Source organism: Massilia sp. GER05 (genome assembly GCF_052056005.1).
GTDB classification, from domain to species: Bacteria; Pseudomonadota; Gammaproteobacteria; order Burkholderiales; family Burkholderiaceae_D; genus Telluria; species Telluria orientalis.
Genome location: NZ_CP178858.1, coordinates 1,038,281 through 1,057,394, shown reverse-complemented (window position 1 = coordinate 1,057,394; position 19,114 = coordinate 1,038,281). Strand labels below are relative to the sequence as shown.

General features: G+C 60.3%; 17 protein-coding genes. 11 read left to right on the top strand and 6 right to left on the bottom strand.

Annotated elements, in window-relative coordinates; all coding sequences use genetic code 11:
• Window positions 1-4 precede the first annotated feature (4 nt).
• Genes ACL58G_RS04665 through ACL58G_RS04650 form a run of 4 tightly spaced genes read left to right on the top strand, consistent with a single transcriptional unit; the run spans window position 5 to window position 1,691 of the window.
• Entirely contained in the window at window positions 5-259 is a 255-nt protein-coding gene (locus tag ACL58G_RS04665; protein ID WP_036237151.1) for a hypothetical protein, read from the top strand.
• Window positions 260-278: 19 nt separating this feature from the next.
• Window positions 279-554 carry a hypothetical protein gene (locus tag ACL58G_RS04660; RefSeq protein ID WP_056133721.1) on the top strand — a complete coding sequence of 92 codons (276 nt, stop codon included), beginning with the start codon at window positions 279-281 and terminating at the stop codon, window positions 552-554.
• A 40-nt stretch (window positions 555-594) separates the two neighbouring features.
• Window positions 595-924, top strand: coding sequence for a hypothetical protein (locus tag ACL58G_RS04655; protein ID WP_229501859.1), 330 nt, complete (start codon window positions 595-597; stop codon window positions 922-924).
• Window positions 924-1,691, top strand: a complete 768-nt coding sequence (locus ACL58G_RS04650; protein WP_413380867.1) for a PP2C family protein-serine/threonine phosphatase — start codon at window positions 924-926, stop codon at window positions 1,689-1,691. Before ACL58G_RS04655 ends, ACL58G_RS04650 begins: the two co-directional genes overlap by 1 nt.
• Before the next feature lie 7 nt (window positions 1,692-1,698).
• Here the strand turns inward: ACL58G_RS04650 and ACL58G_RS04645 are convergent, their stop codons facing one another.
• The 3 genes from ACL58G_RS04645 to ACL58G_RS04635 are packed head-to-tail and all read right to left on the bottom strand — an operon-like array spanning window position 1,699 to window position 6,793.
• Complete coding sequence (locus tag ACL58G_RS04645) at window positions 1,699-2,952, bottom strand: sigma-54 interaction domain-containing protein (protein WP_413380865.1); 1,254 nt, start codon at window positions 2,950-2,952, stop codon at window positions 1,699-1,701.
• A 5-nt stretch (window positions 2,953-2,957) separates the two neighbouring features.
• On the bottom strand, window positions 2,958-6,014 hold the full coding sequence (locus ACL58G_RS04640; RefSeq protein WP_440967959.1) for a peptidase domain-containing ABC transporter: 3,057 nt from the start codon (window positions 6,012-6,014) through the stop codon (window positions 2,958-2,960).
• 14 nt (window positions 6,015-6,028) lie between these two features.
• Entirely contained in the window at window positions 6,029-6,793 is a 765-nt protein-coding gene (locus tag ACL58G_RS04635; protein WP_440965429.1) for a foldase protein PrsA, read from the bottom strand.
• 421 nt (window positions 6,794-7,214) lie between these two features.
• On the opposite strand from ACL58G_RS04635, the gene ACL58G_RS04630 reads away from it, so the two are divergent.
• The 6 genes from ACL58G_RS04630 (at window position 7,215) to ACL58G_RS04605 (ending at window position 15,236) form a co-directional block, all read left to right on the top strand.
• Complete coding sequence (locus tag ACL58G_RS04630) at window positions 7,215-8,537, top strand: hypothetical protein (protein WP_440965427.1); 1,323 nt, start codon at window positions 7,215-7,217, stop codon at window positions 8,535-8,537.
• A gap of 65 nt (window positions 8,538-8,602) precedes the next feature.
• Window positions 8,603-11,740, top strand: a complete 3,138-nt coding sequence (locus ACL58G_RS04625) for a TonB-dependent receptor (protein WP_440965425.1) — start codon at window positions 8,603-8,605, stop codon at window positions 11,738-11,740.
• A 54-nt stretch (window positions 11,741-11,794) separates the two neighbouring features.
• The gene (locus tag ACL58G_RS04620) at window positions 11,795-12,121 is read left to right on the top strand and encodes a DUF1496 domain-containing protein (RefSeq protein WP_440965424.1); all 327 of its coding nucleotides are present in this window, start codon (window positions 11,795-11,797) and stop codon (window positions 12,119-12,121) included.
• 161 nt (window positions 12,122-12,282) lie between these two features.
• On the top strand, window positions 12,283-12,495 hold the full coding sequence (locus tag ACL58G_RS04615; protein WP_413337471.1) for a hypothetical protein: 213 nt from the start codon (window positions 12,283-12,285) through the stop codon (window positions 12,493-12,495).
• Between the two features lie 1,239 nt (window positions 12,496-13,734).
• Window positions 13,735-14,412, top strand: coding sequence for a DNA adenine methylase (locus ACL58G_RS04610; protein WP_440965422.1), 678 nt, complete (start codon window positions 13,735-13,737; stop codon window positions 14,410-14,412).
• Window positions 14,413-14,666: 254 nt separating this feature from the next.
• On the top strand, window positions 14,667-15,236 hold the full coding sequence (locus tag ACL58G_RS04605; protein ID WP_440965420.1) for an 8-oxoguanine DNA glycosylase: 570 nt from the start codon (window positions 14,667-14,669) through the stop codon (window positions 15,234-15,236).
• On the opposite strand, the gene ACL58G_RS04600 is transcribed toward ACL58G_RS04605, so the two are convergent.
• The 3 genes from ACL58G_RS04600 to ACL58G_RS04590 are packed head-to-tail and all read right to left on the bottom strand — an operon-like array spanning window position 15,237 to window position 17,711.
• Window positions 15,237-15,914, bottom strand: coding sequence for a nitroreductase family protein (locus ACL58G_RS04600; RefSeq protein ID WP_440967957.1), 678 nt, complete (start codon window positions 15,912-15,914; stop codon window positions 15,237-15,239). It abuts the gene before it with no gap.
• Entirely contained in the window at window positions 15,895-16,497 is a 603-nt protein-coding gene (locus ACL58G_RS04595; RefSeq protein WP_440965418.1) for a 7-cyano-7-deazaguanine synthase, read from the bottom strand. Before ACL58G_RS04595 ends, ACL58G_RS04600 begins: the two co-directional genes overlap by 20 nt.
• Window positions 16,494-17,711, bottom strand: coding sequence for a PfkB family carbohydrate kinase (locus ACL58G_RS04590; protein ID WP_440965416.1), 1,218 nt, complete (start codon window positions 17,709-17,711; stop codon window positions 16,494-16,496). Before ACL58G_RS04590 ends, ACL58G_RS04595 begins: the two co-directional genes overlap by 4 nt.
• A gap of 28 nt (window positions 17,712-17,739) precedes the next feature.
• Between ACL58G_RS04590 and ACL58G_RS04585 the strand changes: the two genes are divergently transcribed.
• Window positions 17,740-17,922: a hypothetical protein gene (locus ACL58G_RS04585; protein ID WP_440965415.1), complete on the top strand. Its 183-nt coding sequence runs from the start codon at window positions 17,740-17,742 to the stop codon at window positions 17,920-17,922.
• Window positions 17,923-19,114: the final 1,192 nt, after the last annotated feature.

The window sequence follows — 19,114 nt, the reverse complement described above, 5'->3', positions numbered from 1 at the left end:
CACCATGTCGTCGATCGTCATCCAGGACCTCACCCGCACCCGCGCACTGGACACGCATGCCATGTCCGCGATCCGCGGAGGCCAGGCCTTCGGGCCGAACGTGAACGTCAACCTGAACCTCGACCAGCGCATCGCCCAGGTCCAGGACATCAAGGTCAACGTGCTCAACAACAGTGTGATCGGCGACGGCTTCACGGCCCCCGCCGTGACCTTGAACCCACTGCAATTTGCTACCAATAACGCTGTCGTCCCGCTGTAATTTTTTAAGGAGCATCATCATGAAAACCCTGATCATCAAAGACCTGTCCGTCACCGCCGAACTCGACCACGGCGCCATGGCCGCCGTACGCGGTGGCTATAACATGAGCCAGACGTCCTGGTACCCGCTGCCCTCGCCGTCGCCGACCTACGGTACGACGGTGGACGCGACGCAGAACCTGACCCAGTTCCAGAACGTCGTCAACGCGACTGCGAACGGATCGGCCTTCGTCAACGGCGTGACCGCGAACAACAACACGAGCCAGTTCGGCCAGAACAACATCGCGGTGATCTGACCCGGGAGGGCGGGAACCTGATACGGTTCCCGCCAAACCGATGAACCAAAACGACCAGCCGCTGTCTTTCAATCAGGAGGCCCACATGGCGCACATCAGGATCGATGACCTTCGCGTCGAGCGCACCCTCGACGCGCGCGCGATGGCGCGTGTCCGCGGCGGCGACGGCGCGGCGTGGTGCTTCGGCTGGATCCAGGCTTATCTGCCCGAGCAGCTACGCGCTTCACCTGTCATCAATTTTTACCAGATCAACAATTACGCGGACCAGATGATCAACCAGTTCCAGACGGTCAGCGTGAGCAATTCGGCGCCGAACTCGGTGGTGACCGTCGGCGTGGATGAACGGAGTACCAACAACGGACACGTCTGATGGGCGAGACGCTGCAACTCCGCTGGATCTCGGCGGCGCGCACCGACACGGGACTGGTGCGCACGAATAACGAGGATGCCGTGCTGGACCGGCCGGCGCGGCGATTATGGGCCGTCGCCGACGGCATGGGCGGTCATGCGTTCGGCGAAATCGCGAGCCGGATGACGGTGGAGGCGCTGGACGCGCTGCCGCCGGAAGACGCGCTGCAGCAGGCCGTCGCCGCCGCGCGCGTCTGCCTGCTCGAAGTGAACGGCTTGCTGGTGGCGGAGGCCGCCGCACGCAACGTGCCCGTCATCGGCACGACGCTCGTCCTGCTGCTGGCATCCGGCCGCACCGCCGTCTGCGTCTGGGCCGGCGACAGCCGCATCTATCTATGCCGCGGCGGCAGCCTGCACCAGCTCACACGCGATCACAACCAGTTCGAGGAACTGCAAGCGCGGAACCACCTGTCTCCCGCCGACGCATCGGCCTACCCGGGCGCGACCATGATCACGCGGGCGCTCGGTGCGGCCACGACGCTGGAGCTGGACGAAGTGCAGGTGCAAGTGAGCGACGGCGACATCTTCCTGCTCTGCAGCGATGGCCTGAGCAATGCGGTCAGTCCGGAGGCGATGTTCGGCGCGCTGGCCGGCGGCGACTGCGCGCAGGCGGCCGATACGCTCGTCCGGCTCGCGCTGGAAGGGGGCGGCCGCGACAACATCTCCGTCATCGTCGTGCGAGCGGACGACGTCGAGGCCGACCAGACCGTTCTCAATCCCTCCTTGTGATCCGCGGCTAATGCCGCCGAAAATCCTTCGAATGCAGGCCGTGCTTCTTCAGCAGGATCTGCAGGTGGGAGCGGTTCATGTCCCAGCGCCGCGCCAGTTCGGCCACGGTGCCGCCGACGTCCTTCAGGCCGCGTTCCAGGCAGGCGCGCTCGGCTTCGTCGCTGGCCGCGCGCTTGGCTTCGGCCAGCGAGGCCGGCGGGTCCAGTGAGGCCGTCTCGATCCGGGCAGGCGCAACGGGGCGGATGTCCTCGGGCAGGTGCGCGATGTCCGCCATGTCTCCGGCCAGGCAGGCCAGGCGGTACATCAGGTTGCGCAATTCGCGGATGTTGCCGGGGTAGGTGTAGTCGAGCAGGAAGGCGCGCAAGACCGGCGTCAGCGCGACCGGCCGCCTCTTCAGCGCTTCGGCCGCCTCGTCGCCGTAATAGGCCAGCAGCAGCGGGATCTCGTCCTTGCGCTCGCGCAGCGGCGGCAAGGTCACGTGGATCACGCTGAGCCGATAAAACAGGTCTTCGCGGAACTGGCCCTGTTCGATCAGCTGGCGGAGGTTCTTGTTGGTGGCCGCGACGATGCGGGCGTCGATGGCGATCGTCTCGTCCGAGCCGACGCGCTGGATCTCGTGCGACTGCAGCACGCGCAGCAATTTCACTTGTCCCTGCAGCGGCAACTCGCCGATCTCGTCCAGGAAGATCGTGCCTTTGTGCGCGCTTTCGAACTTGCCCTTGCGGTCCGTCGCCGCGCCGGTGAAGGCGCCGCGCTTGTGGCCGAACAGTTCCGATTCGATCAGGCTCTCGGGAATGGCGCCGCAGTTGACGGAGATATACGCTTTGTCGGCGCGCGCGCCGTTCGCATGGATCACCTTGGCCATCAATTCCTTGCCCGTACCGCTTTCGCCGTCGACGAGGACCGGCAGGTCGGTCGGCGCCGCCTTTTCCGCGATCTCGAGCGCGTCCAGCAGGCGTGGGTTGTCGCCGAACGTGCCTTCGAACACGAAGCTGCGCGCGAGCAGGGCCTGGCGGCGTTCGCCCGGGATCTGCTCCGGCGCCGCCTGACTGCCGACTGCTTGTATGAAACGCTCCGTGTGCGACAGTTGCATGACCTCGTCGCGCACGGCATTCGCCTGGCGCAGCAGCTTTTCAATGTCGGGCCGGTCCAGGCGGCTGGCCCAGCGCAGGGTCGAGCGCAGGATTTCCAGGCGCTCCAGCAAGCCCGCGTACGACATCGACGATGCGCCCTGCGGCAGATCCTGGTTGAACAGTTTCATGATAATCAAGCCGCAGCCAATTGCCTCTGCACGAGCTCGTAATACATGCCGCGCCCCGCCAGCAGCTCGTCGTGCCGGCCTTGCTCGACGATGCCGCCCTCGTACAGCACGACGATTTTATCCGCCCGCATGATCGTGCTGAGACGGTGCGCGATGATCACGGCCGTGCGTCCGGCGAGGATCTCGTGCATGTTCGCGATGATGTTGCTTTCGGACTGCGTATCGAGTGCCGACGTCGCCTCGTCGAACACGAGCAGGCGCGGATCCTGGTACAGCGCGCGGGCGATGCATAAGCGCTGCACCTGGCCGCCGGACAGCCCGACGCCGCGCTCGCCCACCACCTGCTCGTACCCGAGCGGCATCTTGCTGATGAAGGCGTGCGCATCGGCCATCTTCGCGACCTGCTCGATGCGGCGCCGGTCCGGACTCTCGTCGCCGCTCGCGATGTTTTCGGCGATGGTGCCGGAGAACAGCAGATTGCTCTGCATGACGTAGCCGACCTGGGCGCGGTAATAATCCTTGTCGATCGCGCTCATGTCGTAGCCGTCGACGAGGATCTTGCCGTCCGTGGGCGCATAAAAGCCGACCAGCAGTTTCGCCAGCGTCGTCTTGCCCGAGCCGCTGCGGCCGACGATGGCAACCAGTTCTCCGCGGCGGATGTCGATGCTGATGTTTTCCAGCACATAGGCCGTGTCGTTGCCGCCATAGCGGAAGTACACGTTCTCGAATTTGACGTCGCCGCGCAGGTCGGGCAGCACGACGCGGCTGGCCGCCTCGCCGGGCTTTTGTTCCGGTTCGATGTCGAGCACATCACCGAGGCGTTCCATGGCGACGCCCGCGTCCGCCAGCCGGCTCCACAGCGCTACCAGCCCCATCAGCGGCGCCAGCACACTGCCCATCAGGGCGTTGAAGGCGATCAGCTGGCCGATCGTCAGCTCGTGGTCGAGGACGAGGCTGGCACCGGCCCACAGGATCGCGATCGTCGTGCCCGCATTGAGCAACTGGCTCGCGAGGCCGACGAGGATGTTGAATTGCTGCGCGCGGTACTGCGTGTCGAGCGCCTTCACGTACTTCTTTTCCCACTTCAGGCGCACGGGACGCTCGCTGCCCATGCCCTTGATCGTCTCCACGCCGCCCAGCGCCTCCATCAGGAAGGCGTGCGCATCGGTGGAGGCGTTGAAGACGTCGCGCGCGTACTGCTTGATGTGCGGCGTCGTCAGGATCGTCAGCGCCATGATCGGGATGACGAATGCAATCAGCAGCAGGGTCAGCTTGACGTTGTAGACGAACAGGATGGAAAAATAGATGAACACCATCAAGAGGTTCAGCAACGTCGTGACGGTGGATTCGGTGAGGAAGGCCCGGATCGTCTGGTTTTCCTGGAAGCGCGCGACGATGTCGCCCGTCTTGCGCTTGGCGAAGAACGAGAACGGCAGCGACATCGTGTGCTTGAAAAACCCGGCCATCATCGAAAAGTCGAGATTGCGCACCATGTAGTTGGCAAGGTAGGCGCGCACGGTCGCCATCAGCTGCGAGAACACACTTGAAATGACGAGCCCGGCAATCAGGAGATGCAGGAGGCTGACGTTCTGGTGCACGATCACGCCGTCGAGGATGTTCTGGATGATCAGGGGCGGCACGATGCCCAGCATCTGGATCACGAACGTGGCCAGGAACAGGTGCAGCAATATCTTGCGATACGGCCGCAAATAGCCCACGAAGCGCAGCCACGGCGAGCGAAGGGCGGCCTGCGCCGCCATGTCCTGGCCGGGCGTGAAGACGAGGCAGGTGCCGCTCCAGCCCCGCTCGAACGCCTCGACGGACATCTTGCGGAAGCCCACCGCCGGATCGGCGACCCAGATGGTGCGCGGCGAGATGCCGTACACGATCACGTAGTGGTAGCCCTCCCAGTGCACGATGAAGGGCAACTCGAACCCCTGCAGCGCATCGAAGGTGCACTGCACGCCGCGCGCCGAGAAGCCGAGCGTCTCGCCCGCGCGCGCGAGGCTGTCCAGGGTCGCGCCCTGCGTGGTGACGTTGGCCAGTTCGCGCAGCTTGCCGAGCGTAATCTGCAGGCCGTAGTGGCGGCATAGCATGGCAAGGCAGGCCGCGCCGCAATCCATCTCCTCGGCCTGCTCCACCAGGGCGAAGCGGCGGATCACGCGCTCGCCGGACTCGGGCTCGGCGAGGTCGAGCCGCAGCGGCCGCTTGCGGCGTTCGGCCAGCTTCTTTTGCCGCTCCAGCTCCCGTTCGACGAAGCGGATGCGGTCTTCCAGCACTTCGCGCAGGCCAGCGTTGCGCTCGAGGATCATGTGTGCCGTCTTTTCGGGGATGACGAGCAGGGTGGCGGCAGATACCGCCACGGCCGATGCCATCTGTTCCTGCCGCATCAAACACGCCTTCTCGCCGAACATGTCGCCCGCCTGCAAGGTGGCCAACGTCAATTCGTCGGCGCCGTCGTGGTAGACCAGTTTCACTTGTCCCTGGCGCAGCACGTACAGGCGGCGGTCGTCGCGCCCGTCCTGCCTGAGGATTTCCTTGCCGGCCGGGACGCGCTTGACGCCCACGCTGCGCACCATCTCTTCCAGTTCTTCCTTGCCGACCTTGCCGCGCAAATCGAACAGGCGCGCCACGAGGCCGCCGGCGGAACCGATCGCGACATAGCTCGTGACGAAATCGAGCGCTTGCGGATTGCGCGCCAGCACGGGCTCGATCGCCGCGCGCGGGATCAGCCACAGCTCCGTCTTGAGCGATGCACGTGCCGACAATTCATGGTGGGCGTCGCGCAGCATGGCGATGTCGCCGAACGTCTCGCCCGTTTTACGGACGCCGATGCTGAGCTCCTTGCCGTGCTCTTCGGAGAACACGCGCACGGAACCGGATTTCACCACATACAGACCCTCGGCCGGGTCGCCCGCCTTGCAGATCGTCTGGCCGAACGCGTAATGGCGCACCTGCACCGCGTCCGCCAGCTGTTCCAGCGCTTCGCGCCCCAGCGGCGACAGGATCTCCACGGATGCCAGGAAATCCGTGGACGGCGGCGCTCTGGACGGCGTTTCCATGATGACAGCCGGGCTCAGCGCGTCGGACACGCTTCGATCACGTGCTCCTGCGCGCGCGCCACCAGCCACGCTTCGCGCAGCAGGCGGCGCACCTCGGCGGCCGTGTCGGCATCGAGCGAGGCCGGGTGTTTCGCGTTGACGCAAAAAATTTCCCAGCACGCGCCATCGGGGGATGGAAACGGCCCGAGCAGTTCGCCCTCACGCGCATTGAACACGCGCGCCTCGATGTCGCCCTTGAGCGAGCCGCGCAACACCTTGCCGATGACGCCGCCCTGCTGGCGCGTGCCCTCGTCGATGGAGTGTTCGCGCGCCATCTCGGCGAACGCCTCCGGTTCCTCCTGCAGCACGGACAGCATCTCCCGCGCCGCACCTTCGGCATCGAGCACGACGTGGCTGATTTCCACGCTGTCGAAGCGCGGCGAATTGAGCTTGAAATACTGCGCGACGGCCGCTTCGCTGCACACCTGCTCCAGCATCTTTTCCTGGTACAGGCTGTCGGTGATGTACGCCTCGAACTCGTCCAGCGAAACGCCGAGCGCGTCGAGATAGTGGTTGGTGTCCGCCGCGCGATGCAGGCCAAGCGCGCGGCGGAATGCATCGGCACGCTCCTGGACCTGCCCGGGCGCGAGCACGAGGCCGGCCTGCCGCGCGGCGCGCGCCGTGAGGCGGTCGCGCACCATCTGCTCGACCAATCCTTCGAACTGTCCGTTCAACTTCAGCGTACGGATGAAGTCATCCGTCGTGATCACTTCGTCGTCGATGCGCACGATGCCTGCCATGGTCACGCTCCTGCGTCCGGTCGATGTCCGGAGCAGGTGTTAGAGCATGCGGCAGCGCTTAGGTTCGCATTCGTTCTACGTTGCTAATCAACAACATCAGCGGTGCGTGTCTCCTGCGTCTAATTGGCTTAACAGCAACGGCTGGTGAATTTCATGTCTTAACTTAAAAGTTATTGTAATTGTAGCCATGCGTCTTCCAATGGCATCATAACTCATGAGAATGTCCGTTATATATAAAGAACATTAACGACAGAAGCGCGATTGTTGTACCGCGCTTTCCGGGCCTTCCCGTCCCACTACCAGTCCAGTGCATCCCTTCGGAAGCATTTGCCTAACGCGTGTCAGCACGCGGCACGGTGCCATGGGCTCATGAAAACGCATCAATACGACATAGAGGAACACGACCATGAGGAGAGAAGCGATGAAATTCCATGTTTCTGCGATTGCACTCGGCTGCATCGCACTTCTGAGCGCCTGCGGCGGCGGCGGCGGCACTGACGGGGCCGCGGAGCAGACCATCAGTTTTCAGCTCCCGTTCTCGGGCGAGGCGTTGATCGGCGTGCCGCCCAATTCCGCAACGGCCACGCTGAAGGCGACGGCGAGTTCCGGCGGTGCCGTGACGTTCACGTCGAACACGCCGGACGTTTGCAGCGTCAGCGGGGATCAACTGACGCTGCTGAAACTGGGCGAGTGCTCGGTGACCGCCACGCAGGCCGGTTCCAACGGCTATGCGCCGGTCTCGCAGCGCCAGATCTTCGTCGTTCCCAAGAACCCGCAGATGATCGCCAAGTTCCCCAACCCGGGCTGGCAACCGCTCGATTCGAAGCCGGTGCAGTTGTCCGCCACCTTCACCTCGGGCCTGCCGGCCAAATTCACGAGCAAGACGCCGGACGTGTGCTCGGTCAGCGGGACGACGATGACCAAGCTCGCCAACGGGATGTGCACCATCGTCGCCGAGCAGGAGGGTAATGACTTCTATCTGCCGGCATTGGTGACGGGGAAAGATTCGACGTCGGTGGCAATGGCGAAGTTCATGCAGAAGGACATTCCGATCGGCACCGAACTGCCGGCCAAGATGACTTTCCTGACCGGCTACAAGGACACCGACAACACCAACGAAGGCCTCATTGGCCATTTCGGTAACCAATGGTGGTGCGACAGTTGCGATCGCGCTGTTTCCAACAACAGCTTTACCTTCACGGCAACGTCCGATGCGCCGCCGGACGCATGGTGGTATAGCCGCGCGTCGTTCCAGTTCTTCGCCCAAGGCCTCGCGGACGCCGATCTCCTGTCGCCCGACGGCACGTACCGGGCCGGCGTCAAGGAAACCGCCCTCACCACGCCGGGCGCCGCGCCGAAAGGCCTGCAGCTCGAGATCCAGTCGGCGCTGCATTTCAACCTTGCGCAAAATCCCGAGTGGTTCGGCGCGGCCAACAACAAGTTCAACGTCGAACTCTTCCTCGGTCACTTCAACCAGAAGGACGGCAAGGCTTGCAACGTAGCCCTGAAAGCCACCGTCCAGCCGACCGCCGCCGCCGCCACGAACTACAGCGTCGGCCTCAAGGATCAGTTCGCATTCAGCGAGACCTGCGGCCTGAGCGGGCTGGACATCATGAACGAAGTGCAGAACTACCCGGTCCTCGAGATGCGGTTCTCCGCGGTACAGCCGAACGGGCAGGTGAAAAACGCAGCGTCGAAGTACCAGACCCAGTTCAAGCTGACCGGCCCGATCTACTTCCAGTGACATTCGACTGACATTCATGGCCACCGCACGGCGGTGGCAACCAAGGCATAGACAAAGGACATCCAATGACAAGAGAAGAGACGAAGGTCGTCAGGAAGACGATCAAGATGACCGCGCTGGCGATGGCCGCGGCGCAGTTCGCGATGCTGTGCGGCAGCGCGCAGGCGCAGACGGCCGATGGCGCCACCACCACCGTCGTGGTGACCGGCCAGCGCAAGCAGCTCGAGACCGCGACGGCGATCAAGCGCGATTCCGACCAGATCGTCGATGCGGTCGTGGCCGACGAGGCCGGCAAGCTGCCGGACCGCTCGATCACCGAAGTGCTGCAGCGCGTGGTGGGCGTCACGATGGACCGTAACCAGTCGCGCCAGGGCGCCTCCCTGGCCGCGAACGGCCTGGAATTCAACGTGGAAGGTTCGGGCGTGCAGGTGCGCGGCCTGTCCTGGGGTTCGTCCACGATGAACGGCCGCGAAACGTTCTCGGCCGGCTGGCCTGGACGCGAACTGAGCTGGGGCGACGTGCCGCCGGAACTGATGGCGGGCGTGGAGGTCTACAAGAATCCGTCCGCCGACCTGATCGAAGGCGGCATCAGCGGCCAGATCAACCTGCGCACGCGGCTGCCGTTCGACGCGCCGGGCCAGTACGGCGCGCTGACCACCACGGGCAATTACGCCGAACTGGGCAAGACCAAATCGCCGGGCTTCTCGGGTCTGTACTCGAACCGGTGGAAGACCCGCGCGGGCGAATTCGGCGCGCTGGTGGATTTGTCGTTCAATCGCACCAAGTTCCGCTACGACACGATCGACCAGAACGTCTACTACCCGAGGAGCGATCTCATCCCAGGCCAGACCGCGTGGGTGCCGGCCGGTGGCAACTGGGGTAGCAACAACGAAGATACCCGCCGCGTGGGCTTCTATGGCGCGTTGCAGTGGAAGAAGGACAACCTGGAATCGTCGTTGACGTACTTCGACTCCGCGTTCCATCAGGTCAACGCGAATGTCTCGATGGGTGTCAACCCTGAAAACCCGTACAAGACCGTCTACACCGACGCCAAGTTCAACAGCGCCGGCGTGTTCCAGTCGGGCGTTCTCAGCTATCCGATCGGCGGCAAGGGCGCGAACCAGTTCGTGGACGGCGGTCTCGGCATGAACACCACCCAGAACTTCCGCGACGTGCATGGCCGCACGCGCGAGCTGGCGTGGAACTTCAAATGGCGCGTCAACGAAAGCTGGTCGTTCCAGAACGACCTGCAATGGGTGCACGCCACCAACAACGGCAATTACGGCATGCTCAACCTCGGCACATTCCTGCCGAGCGAAGGCCTGGACGTCTCCGGTTCGCGGCCCGCATTCAATTTCAACGACAAGGCGATCGCCTTCCTGGCCGATCCCCGCAACTACTACTGGGGTATTTCGCAGCCTGAATTCAACCGTGCCAAGGCCGATCTGTATGCCTGGAAACTGGATGGCAAATACAGCTTCGACCATCCGGTGCTGCGCGACGTCCGCTTTGGCGTTCGCATCACGGAACGTTCCTCGCGCAAGGACAAGAATGCGGGTTCGGGCTGGAAATCCTATGCCGAAGAATGGGGCGTGAAGGAAACCGACGTCCCAGGACAAATCCCGCACCTCGAAAGCTGGGACTGGCAGCGCCCGAACTTCGGTTACCTGAGCGACCCGAAATACGCAGCGCTGGGCAACGTCCAAACGTTCGCGTTCCCCGACTTCTTCAACGGCAGGATGCCTGCACCGCCGGCGTTCGTCGTGCCCGCCCAGTCGATGGTCAGGGACATGGCCGCGTACAAGAATTTGCTGACCGCGCTGCGCTATAACTGCGAGGACGACAACAGGCTGACGGGCGCGACGAGCGATTGCTCGACGGCCGGCAGCGATTGGCGCCCGCCTGGCTTCAGCACCGAACCGCAGTACGTCAGCCGGCACAGCGAAGGCACCCAGGCCCTGTACGGCAACCTGCGCTTCGGCTTCGACAACTGGAAATATCCGGTGGACGGCGTCGCCGGCGTACGCGTGGTCCGGACCAATACCGTGGCCCACGGTTACACGGTGTTCAAGCCGAGCTACGGCGAGACCACCAATCCGAACGTCCCGCGCTTCGGCGAGATCAGCGACCCGATGGATCTCAAGTCCAGCCACGTCGACGTGATTCCGAGCCTGAACCTGAAGGCGAGCCTGACGGACAAGCTGCAGGCACGCGTGGCGCTGTCGCGCGGCATCTACCGTCCCGGTTTCGATCAGTTGCAGGAGTACATCACGCTGTCGCAGAACGTGATCAACGATCCCAACGACAGCAAGAAGATCACCACCATTTCGTACACCGGCACCAACGACGGTAACGTGAAGCTGAAGCCGCTCAAGTCGAACAATGTCGACTTGACGCTGGAATGGTATCCGCGCCCGGGCCAATCCCTGACCGCTGCATTCTTCTACAAGCAGGTCAAGGACATCATCATGAACGAATCCTATACGAGGACGTATAAGGATCTCGCCGGCAATGATATGGAGTTTACGATCACCGGTCCGGCCAACGCGGCCAAGGCCCGAGTGCGCGGTATCGAGCTGGCCGGCATGACCTACCTCGATCACGTGCCCGGCGTGAGCGATGTCCTGCCGGACTGGGCGAAGGGTTTCGGCGTGTCGTCGAACTTCACCTATATCGAAGGCAAGCAGCAGCTGTACCACCCGAACCCGTCGAATTTCTGCCCGTCCGGTGGCGAGCTGAAGGGATCTGCGGCGCTGTATGGCTGCGACACCAACGGCATCCCGTACAAGGATCTGCCGGTGCCGTACATGTCGAAGCGCGCCTTCAACATGGCCTTCATGTACGACCGCGGCCCGGTGTCGGCACGTCTGGCGTATTCCTGGCGTGACCGTACCTTGCTGGCGACGGGTGTCTATGGCGCCAAGGGCTCCAACGGCACCAGCGCCGATCCGGCGCACGTGGACGACAAGGGCAACCCGCTGCAGGATGCCGGCTTCGGGATCCCGGTGTGGCAACTGCCGGTGGGCCAGTGGGATGCGGGCATCAACTACCGCTTCAGCGACCACTTCTCGGGCAGCTTCAACATCAGCAACCTGACCCGTACCGTGACGAAGCAGGTCAACCAGCAGACGCCTGGCGACATGGGCCGTTCCTGGTTCGATCCGGGCCGCAGCTTCCGCATGCAGGCCACCTACGTGTTCTAACCTGAAGTGCCGCGCCGGTGCGAGCCGGCGCGGCGTTACCTGAACAGGAGCGCAATGAAATCAATGTTCATCACGGCCGCCGCATTGGCGGCCGTTTTCGTCGGCCCCGCCAAGGCCGCCGACCCATCCTACTGTTTTTACCAGGACCAGAAGTTTTCCGAAGGGGCCACGTTGAATGGCCGCGTGTGCACGCGCGGGAATGCCACGGGCAAAGGCGGAGATTTGATCTGGGCACCGCAAGAGGGCTCCGGACTCTCAGGCGTGCAGCAAGAGGTGGAACGCATACGCATGCAGACCCAGCTCGTCCAGGCCCGCATAGGCTTGGCCGAGACGGAAGCCCGGTATCGCGAAGTGGCGGCCAAATCGTCCGGCAAGAACTGATCTCCCAACAGTCTCAGGCGATGTGTTGGTCCCGGACCAACACAAACCGCCGTCAATGCCGGCCTGCCCGTTACGCGGCAGGTGGCATGCTCCCTGCATGGTGGGAAGTGGGCGCGTGACATGCGCGCCGATCCACTTCCAACCATTCGAGGAGAACCATCATGAACACATTGATTATCGAAGACCTGGCCTTTGACGGCACGGCGCCGGCCGGCTCGCGCGTGCGCTCGCTGTCGATCGACGAGATGAAGCGGGTATGCGGCGGCCGGGCGATCAGCGTGCTGGTCGATGGGCGGACTGCGGGCACCGTGGATGATTTCTCGCTGAATATGGAGATATTCAAAGGGAACATCGGGGGGCCGATGGTGGTGTGACCATAGCCTGCCGATGCGGCCGTGCGACTGTGGAAGAACAAAAAAGTTTGACACAAGCGCACCTATGGCGTACCGACTCCGATATGCCGAGCATCGAAATAATGTTCAACACAAACGCCCTTCGGGGCGCCTCGGGTCCACGATTTGCAACAATAAAGTTTGACACAGCCTGCACGTCGGCGGCAAGGCCACACCACCACCCGCTATCGACCTTGGATTTCTAAACAGGCTTCGCCCAATGGAATTTTATAAGCCAGAATGAAAGTAAAACGCACGGCAGTACAAGAAGAAGCTGGATAAACATGGCGACAGGCAGGATTATAAGTATAAGGAAACTGCCCAATCCGCTGGCAACACCTATTGCTGGCCATAACTTGGACAGTCGGGCATTGCGTATCCACTGGACGCTCATAACGATATGTGCCACCCAAGCCACAACCCACATGCATTTCATAAAAACCGGAACTTGGTCAGTCCCGATCCCGACGCTCATGACGAATATCCCTGGCAATGAGAAAGCGTAGTAGAGAAAAACGATACCTAGCCTCTGGAACGTCGGCCTACTGGATGAAGCTCTTCTAAACCGGATTTCCAAGGAAGACTCCCTATTGGATTGCGCAACCGATAACTGACGTTACCAAAATCATCGCTTCACAGCACCTTTGTGTCTAACTTTATTGTTTTGTGTCCGGCTTTATTGTTCGTCTGTAGGCGGGAAACAAAAAGGCGTGTTTCCAGTTGTCGAAAAACCGCAAGCCATTGATAGAAAAAGAATTTTCACGAAAACGAACGCTTCTCACCTTGCAAACTACCTACTCGTGCATGAATTTTCGTCAAAGGGAAATAAAAGCGTTTCCGACGGCGCCAGCCCTTGCTCCGTGCCCGATTGAGGCAGTCACAGAAATCTCAGAGGCTTGAGTCCCGGCGCTTCGTGCGGTATCCACAGACCATCATCCCAGAGCTCGCTCAGTGCCTTTCCCAAGGCATGGCCTAACCATTGAGTTGCCAGTGGCGTGAGGTCGCCACCGGCAGGCCGGTCGCGCCGCCGTCCATTGTGTGGAGCGAAAACGGTCTGCTTTCCTAGGGCCTTCGGAGTGCATGAGCGGATTTGCGCTCTGTTAACGGTTAGGCACATCTAAACCTCCACTAAGGGTTTACCCGTGCGGACCCGACTTGGCACGAGGGATGTCGCCTTGGGCGGCTATTGACATCATCGGCAGATTTGACGATGATGCGTGAATGCGATACCCAGGCGGCAAAGGTAAAACCTATCAGCACATCATCAACTTGATGCCCTGTCATGATGTCTACATCGAGACTCATCTTGGCGGCGGTGCTGTCATGCGGCATAAAAAGCCGGCGACGACTAATATTGGAATCGATGCTGATTCCTCGGTTCTCGCGTCATGGGCACAGATGCCTGGCACCAACATTGACTTGGTTCATGGTCGCGCTGAAGACTTCTTGAAGACGTATCCCTTTACTGGCAGAGAGCTGCTATACGTTGACCCGCCATATCTCCCAGAAACCCGGCGCCGGGCCAAAGTCTATAGGTGCGACTACGATGTCGATGACCATGTCCGCTTACTTCATATCCTTGTAAGTCTGCCATGCATGGTTCTCGTGTCCGGGTATGAGAACGCCTTGTATGACAATACCCTGCAAGGATGGAACAAGCACACTTTTCAAGCAAAAACCCATGTTGATGTGCGCGTTGAGACACTTTGGTTCAATTACGAGGCGCCTCGTCTCCTGCACGACAGCCGCTACATGGGAGCAAACTTTCGCCAGCGCCAAGACAGCAAGCGCCGCCTGGAGCGCCTTAAGGAAAAAGTATGCGCTATGGACCCTTGTGAGCGCGCCGCATTTACCACGTGGCTTTACGAAGCTTACCCGCAACGCGAACTGACGCCATGACCCAAACAGCCACAATTTATTCAAAGGTCGGCGCCTTGCGTGTCGAGCTACCCTCTCCCGATTGCGAGGTCGCTCCCGGGGTTCCGTGGGGTGCCGTCGATGCATTTCCGACGCCTGCATATTGGGTTTTCCAAGTCGTGCATCGACGTATCTCTGGCGGCCCACCACAGTACAAGCTTGGTCGTACCCTTGCTGAGGAAGTGGGAGCATGTCTTTTGGGAGGACACGGCATTCCTGCAGCAGTTGGATTAGCCATGTATGAAAAGCTGCGTTCGCACGGTGCATTTAGCGGCGCGGCGCCATCGCAAGACCAGCTGTTGAGCTGGCTCACGCAGCCTGTGGCTGTGGGTGGGAAAGAGGTTCGATATCGATTCGCCTCCCAAAAAGCCAAGTACTTGACGCAAGCATTGAGCGCCCTGCCTAACGCGCCAGCAGTACAGTCTGGTCGTGCCCTTCGCGACTGGTTACGAGAGCTACCTGGTATCGGGTACAAAACTGCGTCTTGGGTCGCACGAAACTGGTTAAGCGCAGATGATGTAGCTATCCTCGATATCCATATTCTTCGTTTTGGGCAAGCAATCCGATTGTTCCCGACAGCCCTGACAGTAGAGCGCAACTATCTCGAGCTCGAGAGCTTGCTCCTCAACCTGTGTTCTCATATGGATGTCCGTCCGTCTGAACTCGATGCTGTCATCTGGCACGAAATGGCTACGTCCCCACTTACGGTCAAAAGCCTGGTGAATGAGCTCAAAGGTGAGCCGGCGAAGATACGCCGCCCCAGAAGATTGGCAAAAGGCGAGCAGCAACTGCTTTTAGCAGTCTGACTACGAGGCGCTCACACCGATAAGGGCTAATCCGGCCCCCTGGAGCTGACCTTGTGCGGACATCGGCGCCACATACGCGTCTCCCGTCATCCCAAGCGGACAAAAGCCGAGCTTCAATGTTTCTGCAATCAAGGATAGGTAGCCCAAGACTACGCCCGCGTCCCTCCAGACAAGGCTCTGCCCGTCTTCATATTTGGCCCCTGTCTTCCCTGATTCGGCAACGAGTGCAAGTAGGACTGCCTCATCAGTAGGTAAAATGTTGGCGGCCCTGACACGAGCTTCTTGCGCGTGGCGTTCGCTCTGAGGAAGTACAACAAGACTATGCGCTAACGGGTCATAGCGCTCCCATGGCATGCCGGCTGAACGCTGGCATACGAGGTGGATTGGATGCATTGCCCCGGCCGATGGGTGCGGTCGAAACTCTTGGTCGAATCCATAGTCTGAGAAGCGTAGGCTATGTGTCCGACACGAGAGCCAAAGTAGATGACCAAGCTGAGTAAGAGAAAGAGGCCCGAGAAGCCGGCGCGATTGACGGTTCTGCAGCACCTGTACGATGTCAACGATGAGTTGCGGCGGCGCTGGATTTAAATGTGTTACCCGCCCGCCTGCAGGCCACTCAAACGGTGAGTATGGTTCAGGCACTAGACGCGGCCGCGGCTCAGCAAAGTTTCCCTGCATATCCAAGGTCGAACATCGACTGATTGTATTTGTTACAGCCTCGACAATCACCACATGGCAGATTCGCCTTGTGACAGCTATGTGCCCATGCCAGCAACTCTCGTGGGACTTGCGCTGCTTGTACCAACTCTTGCGTACTCATACCAATGGCCGACGCCTCGACACGCAACCCACCCTCTTGGAAACTGAGCAGCCTATCGATGAGACCCACGAACTCAGTCGTTCCATCTCGATGCCCTTCATCTGAGCGAACTGTACCGATAAGCAGCGTCGTTGCCCCCAGGCTAATGGACTTCATAGCCGCAAGAGTTATAAGCAATTGGTTCCTGTAGGGCCACCAGTCACTTGCCGGCGCCAAGCCGTCCGGCGCAGAACCAGCCATGTCACCGGAGCCGAGCGAGCGGCAGTCAACCGTAACAATGTGGTGCTCAATTTCGAGCTGCTGACAGACGGCGGCTGAAGCCCTTTTTTCTGCCTCCGCCGCCTTTTGCCCGTAATCAATCGTAATGGCGAACTGTGGACGCTTCCACCATGCGAGCGAGACGGAGTCCATTCCGCCAGAAAGTAGTAGTGCAGTTTTCAAAGCTCAGCAGCTCTCCAAAGCGTTGTGTACAAGGCAGTCGTGTAGTTTCGGTTGACGATACAGTCCGAGCCTTCAGCCATCTTCAGACTCTCCTCGCTTTCACGCTCACTGAAAACGATAACGGGTATGCCCAGCGCACGTGCATATCCAATCTCGTACAAGGTTCCCGCATCAAGGCCATCCACAATGGCAAAGACGAGGTCTGAGGCTTTAATTGCGTCCAAGTCTTGCTGCACCACTTGCTGTGCACTTCCAAGTCCGATGTCGTGAAATGGTGAGAATACCTTCAGGCCGCTTTCTACCAGGTTGCGACGAGCCTCTTCGACCATCCACACCTGAGCCAAGTCGAAGAACGGCCCAGCCAGGTAGACCTGCCGCTTTGTCCCACTTAAGAATGCAGCTGACGGTTCTATAGGCGGTGGCGCGAACTTCTCGAGTTCCTCACGTGTAGGTAGACTCATGCGCTCACAATAGAACGCGGTAGCCCTTGATGCACTCTCGGCAGCAGCCAGCGGCGTACACCCGTCGTTCATCCATGCAACCGCGAAGTGTGCAACGAAACAGTCGCCCGAGCCAATTTTCCAGACATTGGACGTCCGATACGCTGGAACCGTGTGTGCTTGATTATCCGCCCACACAAGTGCTCCTGCCGGCCCCATCTTTATGACGACAACCTCTGCACCCTGCTGCTCGGCCAACAACCTTGCGCATTCTTGAAGCGGCTTGCCAAACGCGTTCGCCATTGCCTGAGCTTCGTACGCATTTAGTACGAGAGCCAAGTGCTTTGCCTTTGAACCGTTCGCACCAAACGGTATCGCGGTTCCCATGTTTTGGGGGTCGTAGACCGCCCATTCCGCGTCAACGACCGCATCACCCTCCAAAATACCGAACCGAACTACTTTGGCCTCGTTAACAACGATAGGTGGCTCTGCTTGAGCTGGACGGTCGAAGATTTTTGGCTTTGCTGAGTCATGCAAATACCAAAATCGAGCAACGGTCTGTGCTGGCGTCTCTGTGACATGGAGGTTTCCGTGCCAGACGAAATCCGCTCTGAACTGTTCCCCAGTGTTCTTTGTGAAGTACGAGTGCAGATTGACGTCGGCTTCCATCCTTGCAATAGCGACCGCCGCACGGCCTGCCGAACCGTAAAGGCTGTTCCATGCAGGGCGTACACAGTATTCGTTGTACACGCCGCCAACTACGTGAATAGTCATATTAAATTGGTTCGATTTCGACCATGACTTGACCGCCATTGATGGTCAGGACAGTAGCTTTGAAGTTGGTACCGCCAAGCAGACACTCGCGCAGTTTGTTGACCAAGCCGCCAGCCAGCCCACCGACCACGTTCCCGTTTTTGGAAACAGCTACGGCCAAAGCACCGCCCATGTTTATGACGGAGACATCAAGTACATCACCTACCCGTAAAGTTAGTACTGCACCTGGCTGAGGTGTTGCAATCTGAGTTTGGAAACGCAAGCGACTGCATTGAACATCACTATCGGGAGTCCATGAGCCCCCACCACCACCACCTGACATACTGCTCCTCTCAACAGCTCTGGTTAGCTACACGAAACGAAATGTTTCCTAAATTGCCGCCATACCCCTGCAGCTTACCCGGTGCCAACTGTCGAGTGCGTGGCCTTTCCTCGATTATATCTACTTGCCGATGTAGAATTTTCACTAATTCTAACGTCGGCCCAACAATTACTTTCTTAATCTCAGAGCAAATCTCCCCCTTCTCATTGCACTTCGTATGGGGTTCGCTACGTCGTCGGATTAAGCGTCGGGCTGTTTGCTGATTGGCCCGGCTCGGTCGGTTCACTCAGCGTCATCCGGGGTATGATAACGGCCGTCCCGGCCGTTTAACCTCAACTTACACAGGTAGGATAATCAATGGGTGTTGGTGAATGGTTCAATGATTTCTGTTGTTCAGTGCGACTGAGCGCGGACAAGCGCTCGTCATGATACTTCGGCCACAAGTTGGGTTGCCTTTCCGGAGTTCAAGTAGCGGTGAAGAAATAATTGTGACCGTCTATATTATGTTCGCGGGCTGCGCGTCGCCTACCACCGCGAGGGTGGACTGCGCCCAAGGGCGAATGGGGACGAGCCGGCCGCCGAACTGCTTACATCAGGTTCGTAGCCGCTGCGGAGCCAGGTTTTTCGGCGTACCACCTGTCAAACACTTTTTTGAGTGCCTTAGCCATCGGCTCCTGCTCGTTCGCGTACAAGCGAAACGCGAACTCCTTGAGGTAGCTCTCACGAAAGTCCTCCCAGGTATCGACGCCCAAGGGCAGGTGGGGGGCAGTCAATCGCATCAGAGATGACGTGGCGCCGGTCCGCGCACGCTCCCTTCAGAAGGCGAGTCTTGTTCTCGAGCAGCCAGCGTTTGAAGGACGATTCCCACGAGCGCAGCATGACCTCGTGCGTGGTCCGACGACGGAACAGGACAAGCGTCGTCGCGCCGACCGCGTACCACGTCCATCCTTCAGAATGCTGCACTCCCAACCAATCCGGTCAGCTACGATACGCGCTTTCGGGAGCCTTCCAATGTTGGACGAGTCGGCGTAGGCATTGAAACTACCGCCGTGGTGTATTCGACGAACTTCCCGTTCGCGAG

What these genes read in the sequence shown, in the direction of transcription:
- ACL58G_RS04615 (WP_413337471.1), top strand. Translation starts at nt 12,283, where the DNA reads ATGAACACATTGATTATCGAAGACCTGGCCTTTGACGGCACGGCGCCG.
- ACL58G_RS04625 (WP_440965425.1), top strand. Translation starts at nt 8,603, where the DNA reads ATGACAAGAGAAGAGACGAAGGTCGTCAGGAAGACGATCAAGATGACC.
- ACL58G_RS04650 (WP_413380867.1), top strand. Translation starts at nt 924, where the DNA reads ATGGGCGAGACGCTGCAACTCCGCTGGATCTCGGCGGCGCGCACCGAC.
- ACL58G_RS04600 (WP_440967957.1), bottom strand. Translation starts at nt 15,914, where the DNA reads ATGCAGGGAAACTTTGCTGAGCCGCGGCCGCGTCTAGTGCCTGAACCA.
- ACL58G_RS04635 (WP_440965429.1), bottom strand. Translation starts at nt 6,793, where the DNA reads ATGGCAGGCATCGTGCGCATCGACGACGAAGTGATCACGACGGATGAC.
- ACL58G_RS04610 (WP_440965422.1), top strand. Translation starts at nt 13,735, where the DNA reads ATGCGATACCCAGGCGGCAAAGGTAAAACCTATCAGCACATCATCAAC.
- ACL58G_RS04640 (WP_440967959.1), bottom strand. Translation starts at nt 6,014, where the DNA reads ATGGAAACGCCGTCCAGAGCGCCGCCGTCCACGGATTTCCTGGCATCC.
- ACL58G_RS04645 (WP_413380865.1), bottom strand. Translation starts at nt 2,952, where the DNA reads ATGAAACTGTTCAACCAGGATCTGCCGCAGGGCGCATCGTCGATGTCG.
- ACL58G_RS04660 (WP_056133721.1), top strand. Translation starts at nt 279, where the DNA reads ATGAAAACCCTGATCATCAAAGACCTGTCCGTCACCGCCGAACTCGAC.
- ACL58G_RS04605 (WP_440965420.1), top strand. Translation starts at nt 14,667, where the DNA reads ATGTATGAAAAGCTGCGTTCGCACGGTGCATTTAGCGGCGCGGCGCCA.
- ACL58G_RS04665 (WP_036237151.1), top strand. Translation starts at nt 5, where the DNA reads ATGTCGTCGATCGTCATCCAGGACCTCACCCGCACCCGCGCACTGGAC.
- ACL58G_RS04590 (WP_440965416.1), bottom strand. Translation starts at nt 17,711, where the DNA reads ATGACTATTCACGTAGTTGGCGGCGTGTACAACGAATACTGTGTACGC.
- ACL58G_RS04630 (WP_440965427.1), top strand. Translation starts at nt 7,215, where the DNA reads ATGAAATTCCATGTTTCTGCGATTGCACTCGGCTGCATCGCACTTCTG.
- ACL58G_RS04655 (WP_229501859.1), top strand. Translation starts at nt 595, where the DNA reads ATGAACCAAAACGACCAGCCGCTGTCTTTCAATCAGGAGGCCCACATG.
- ACL58G_RS04620 (WP_440965424.1), top strand. Translation starts at nt 11,795, where the DNA reads ATGAAATCAATGTTCATCACGGCCGCCGCATTGGCGGCCGTTTTCGTC.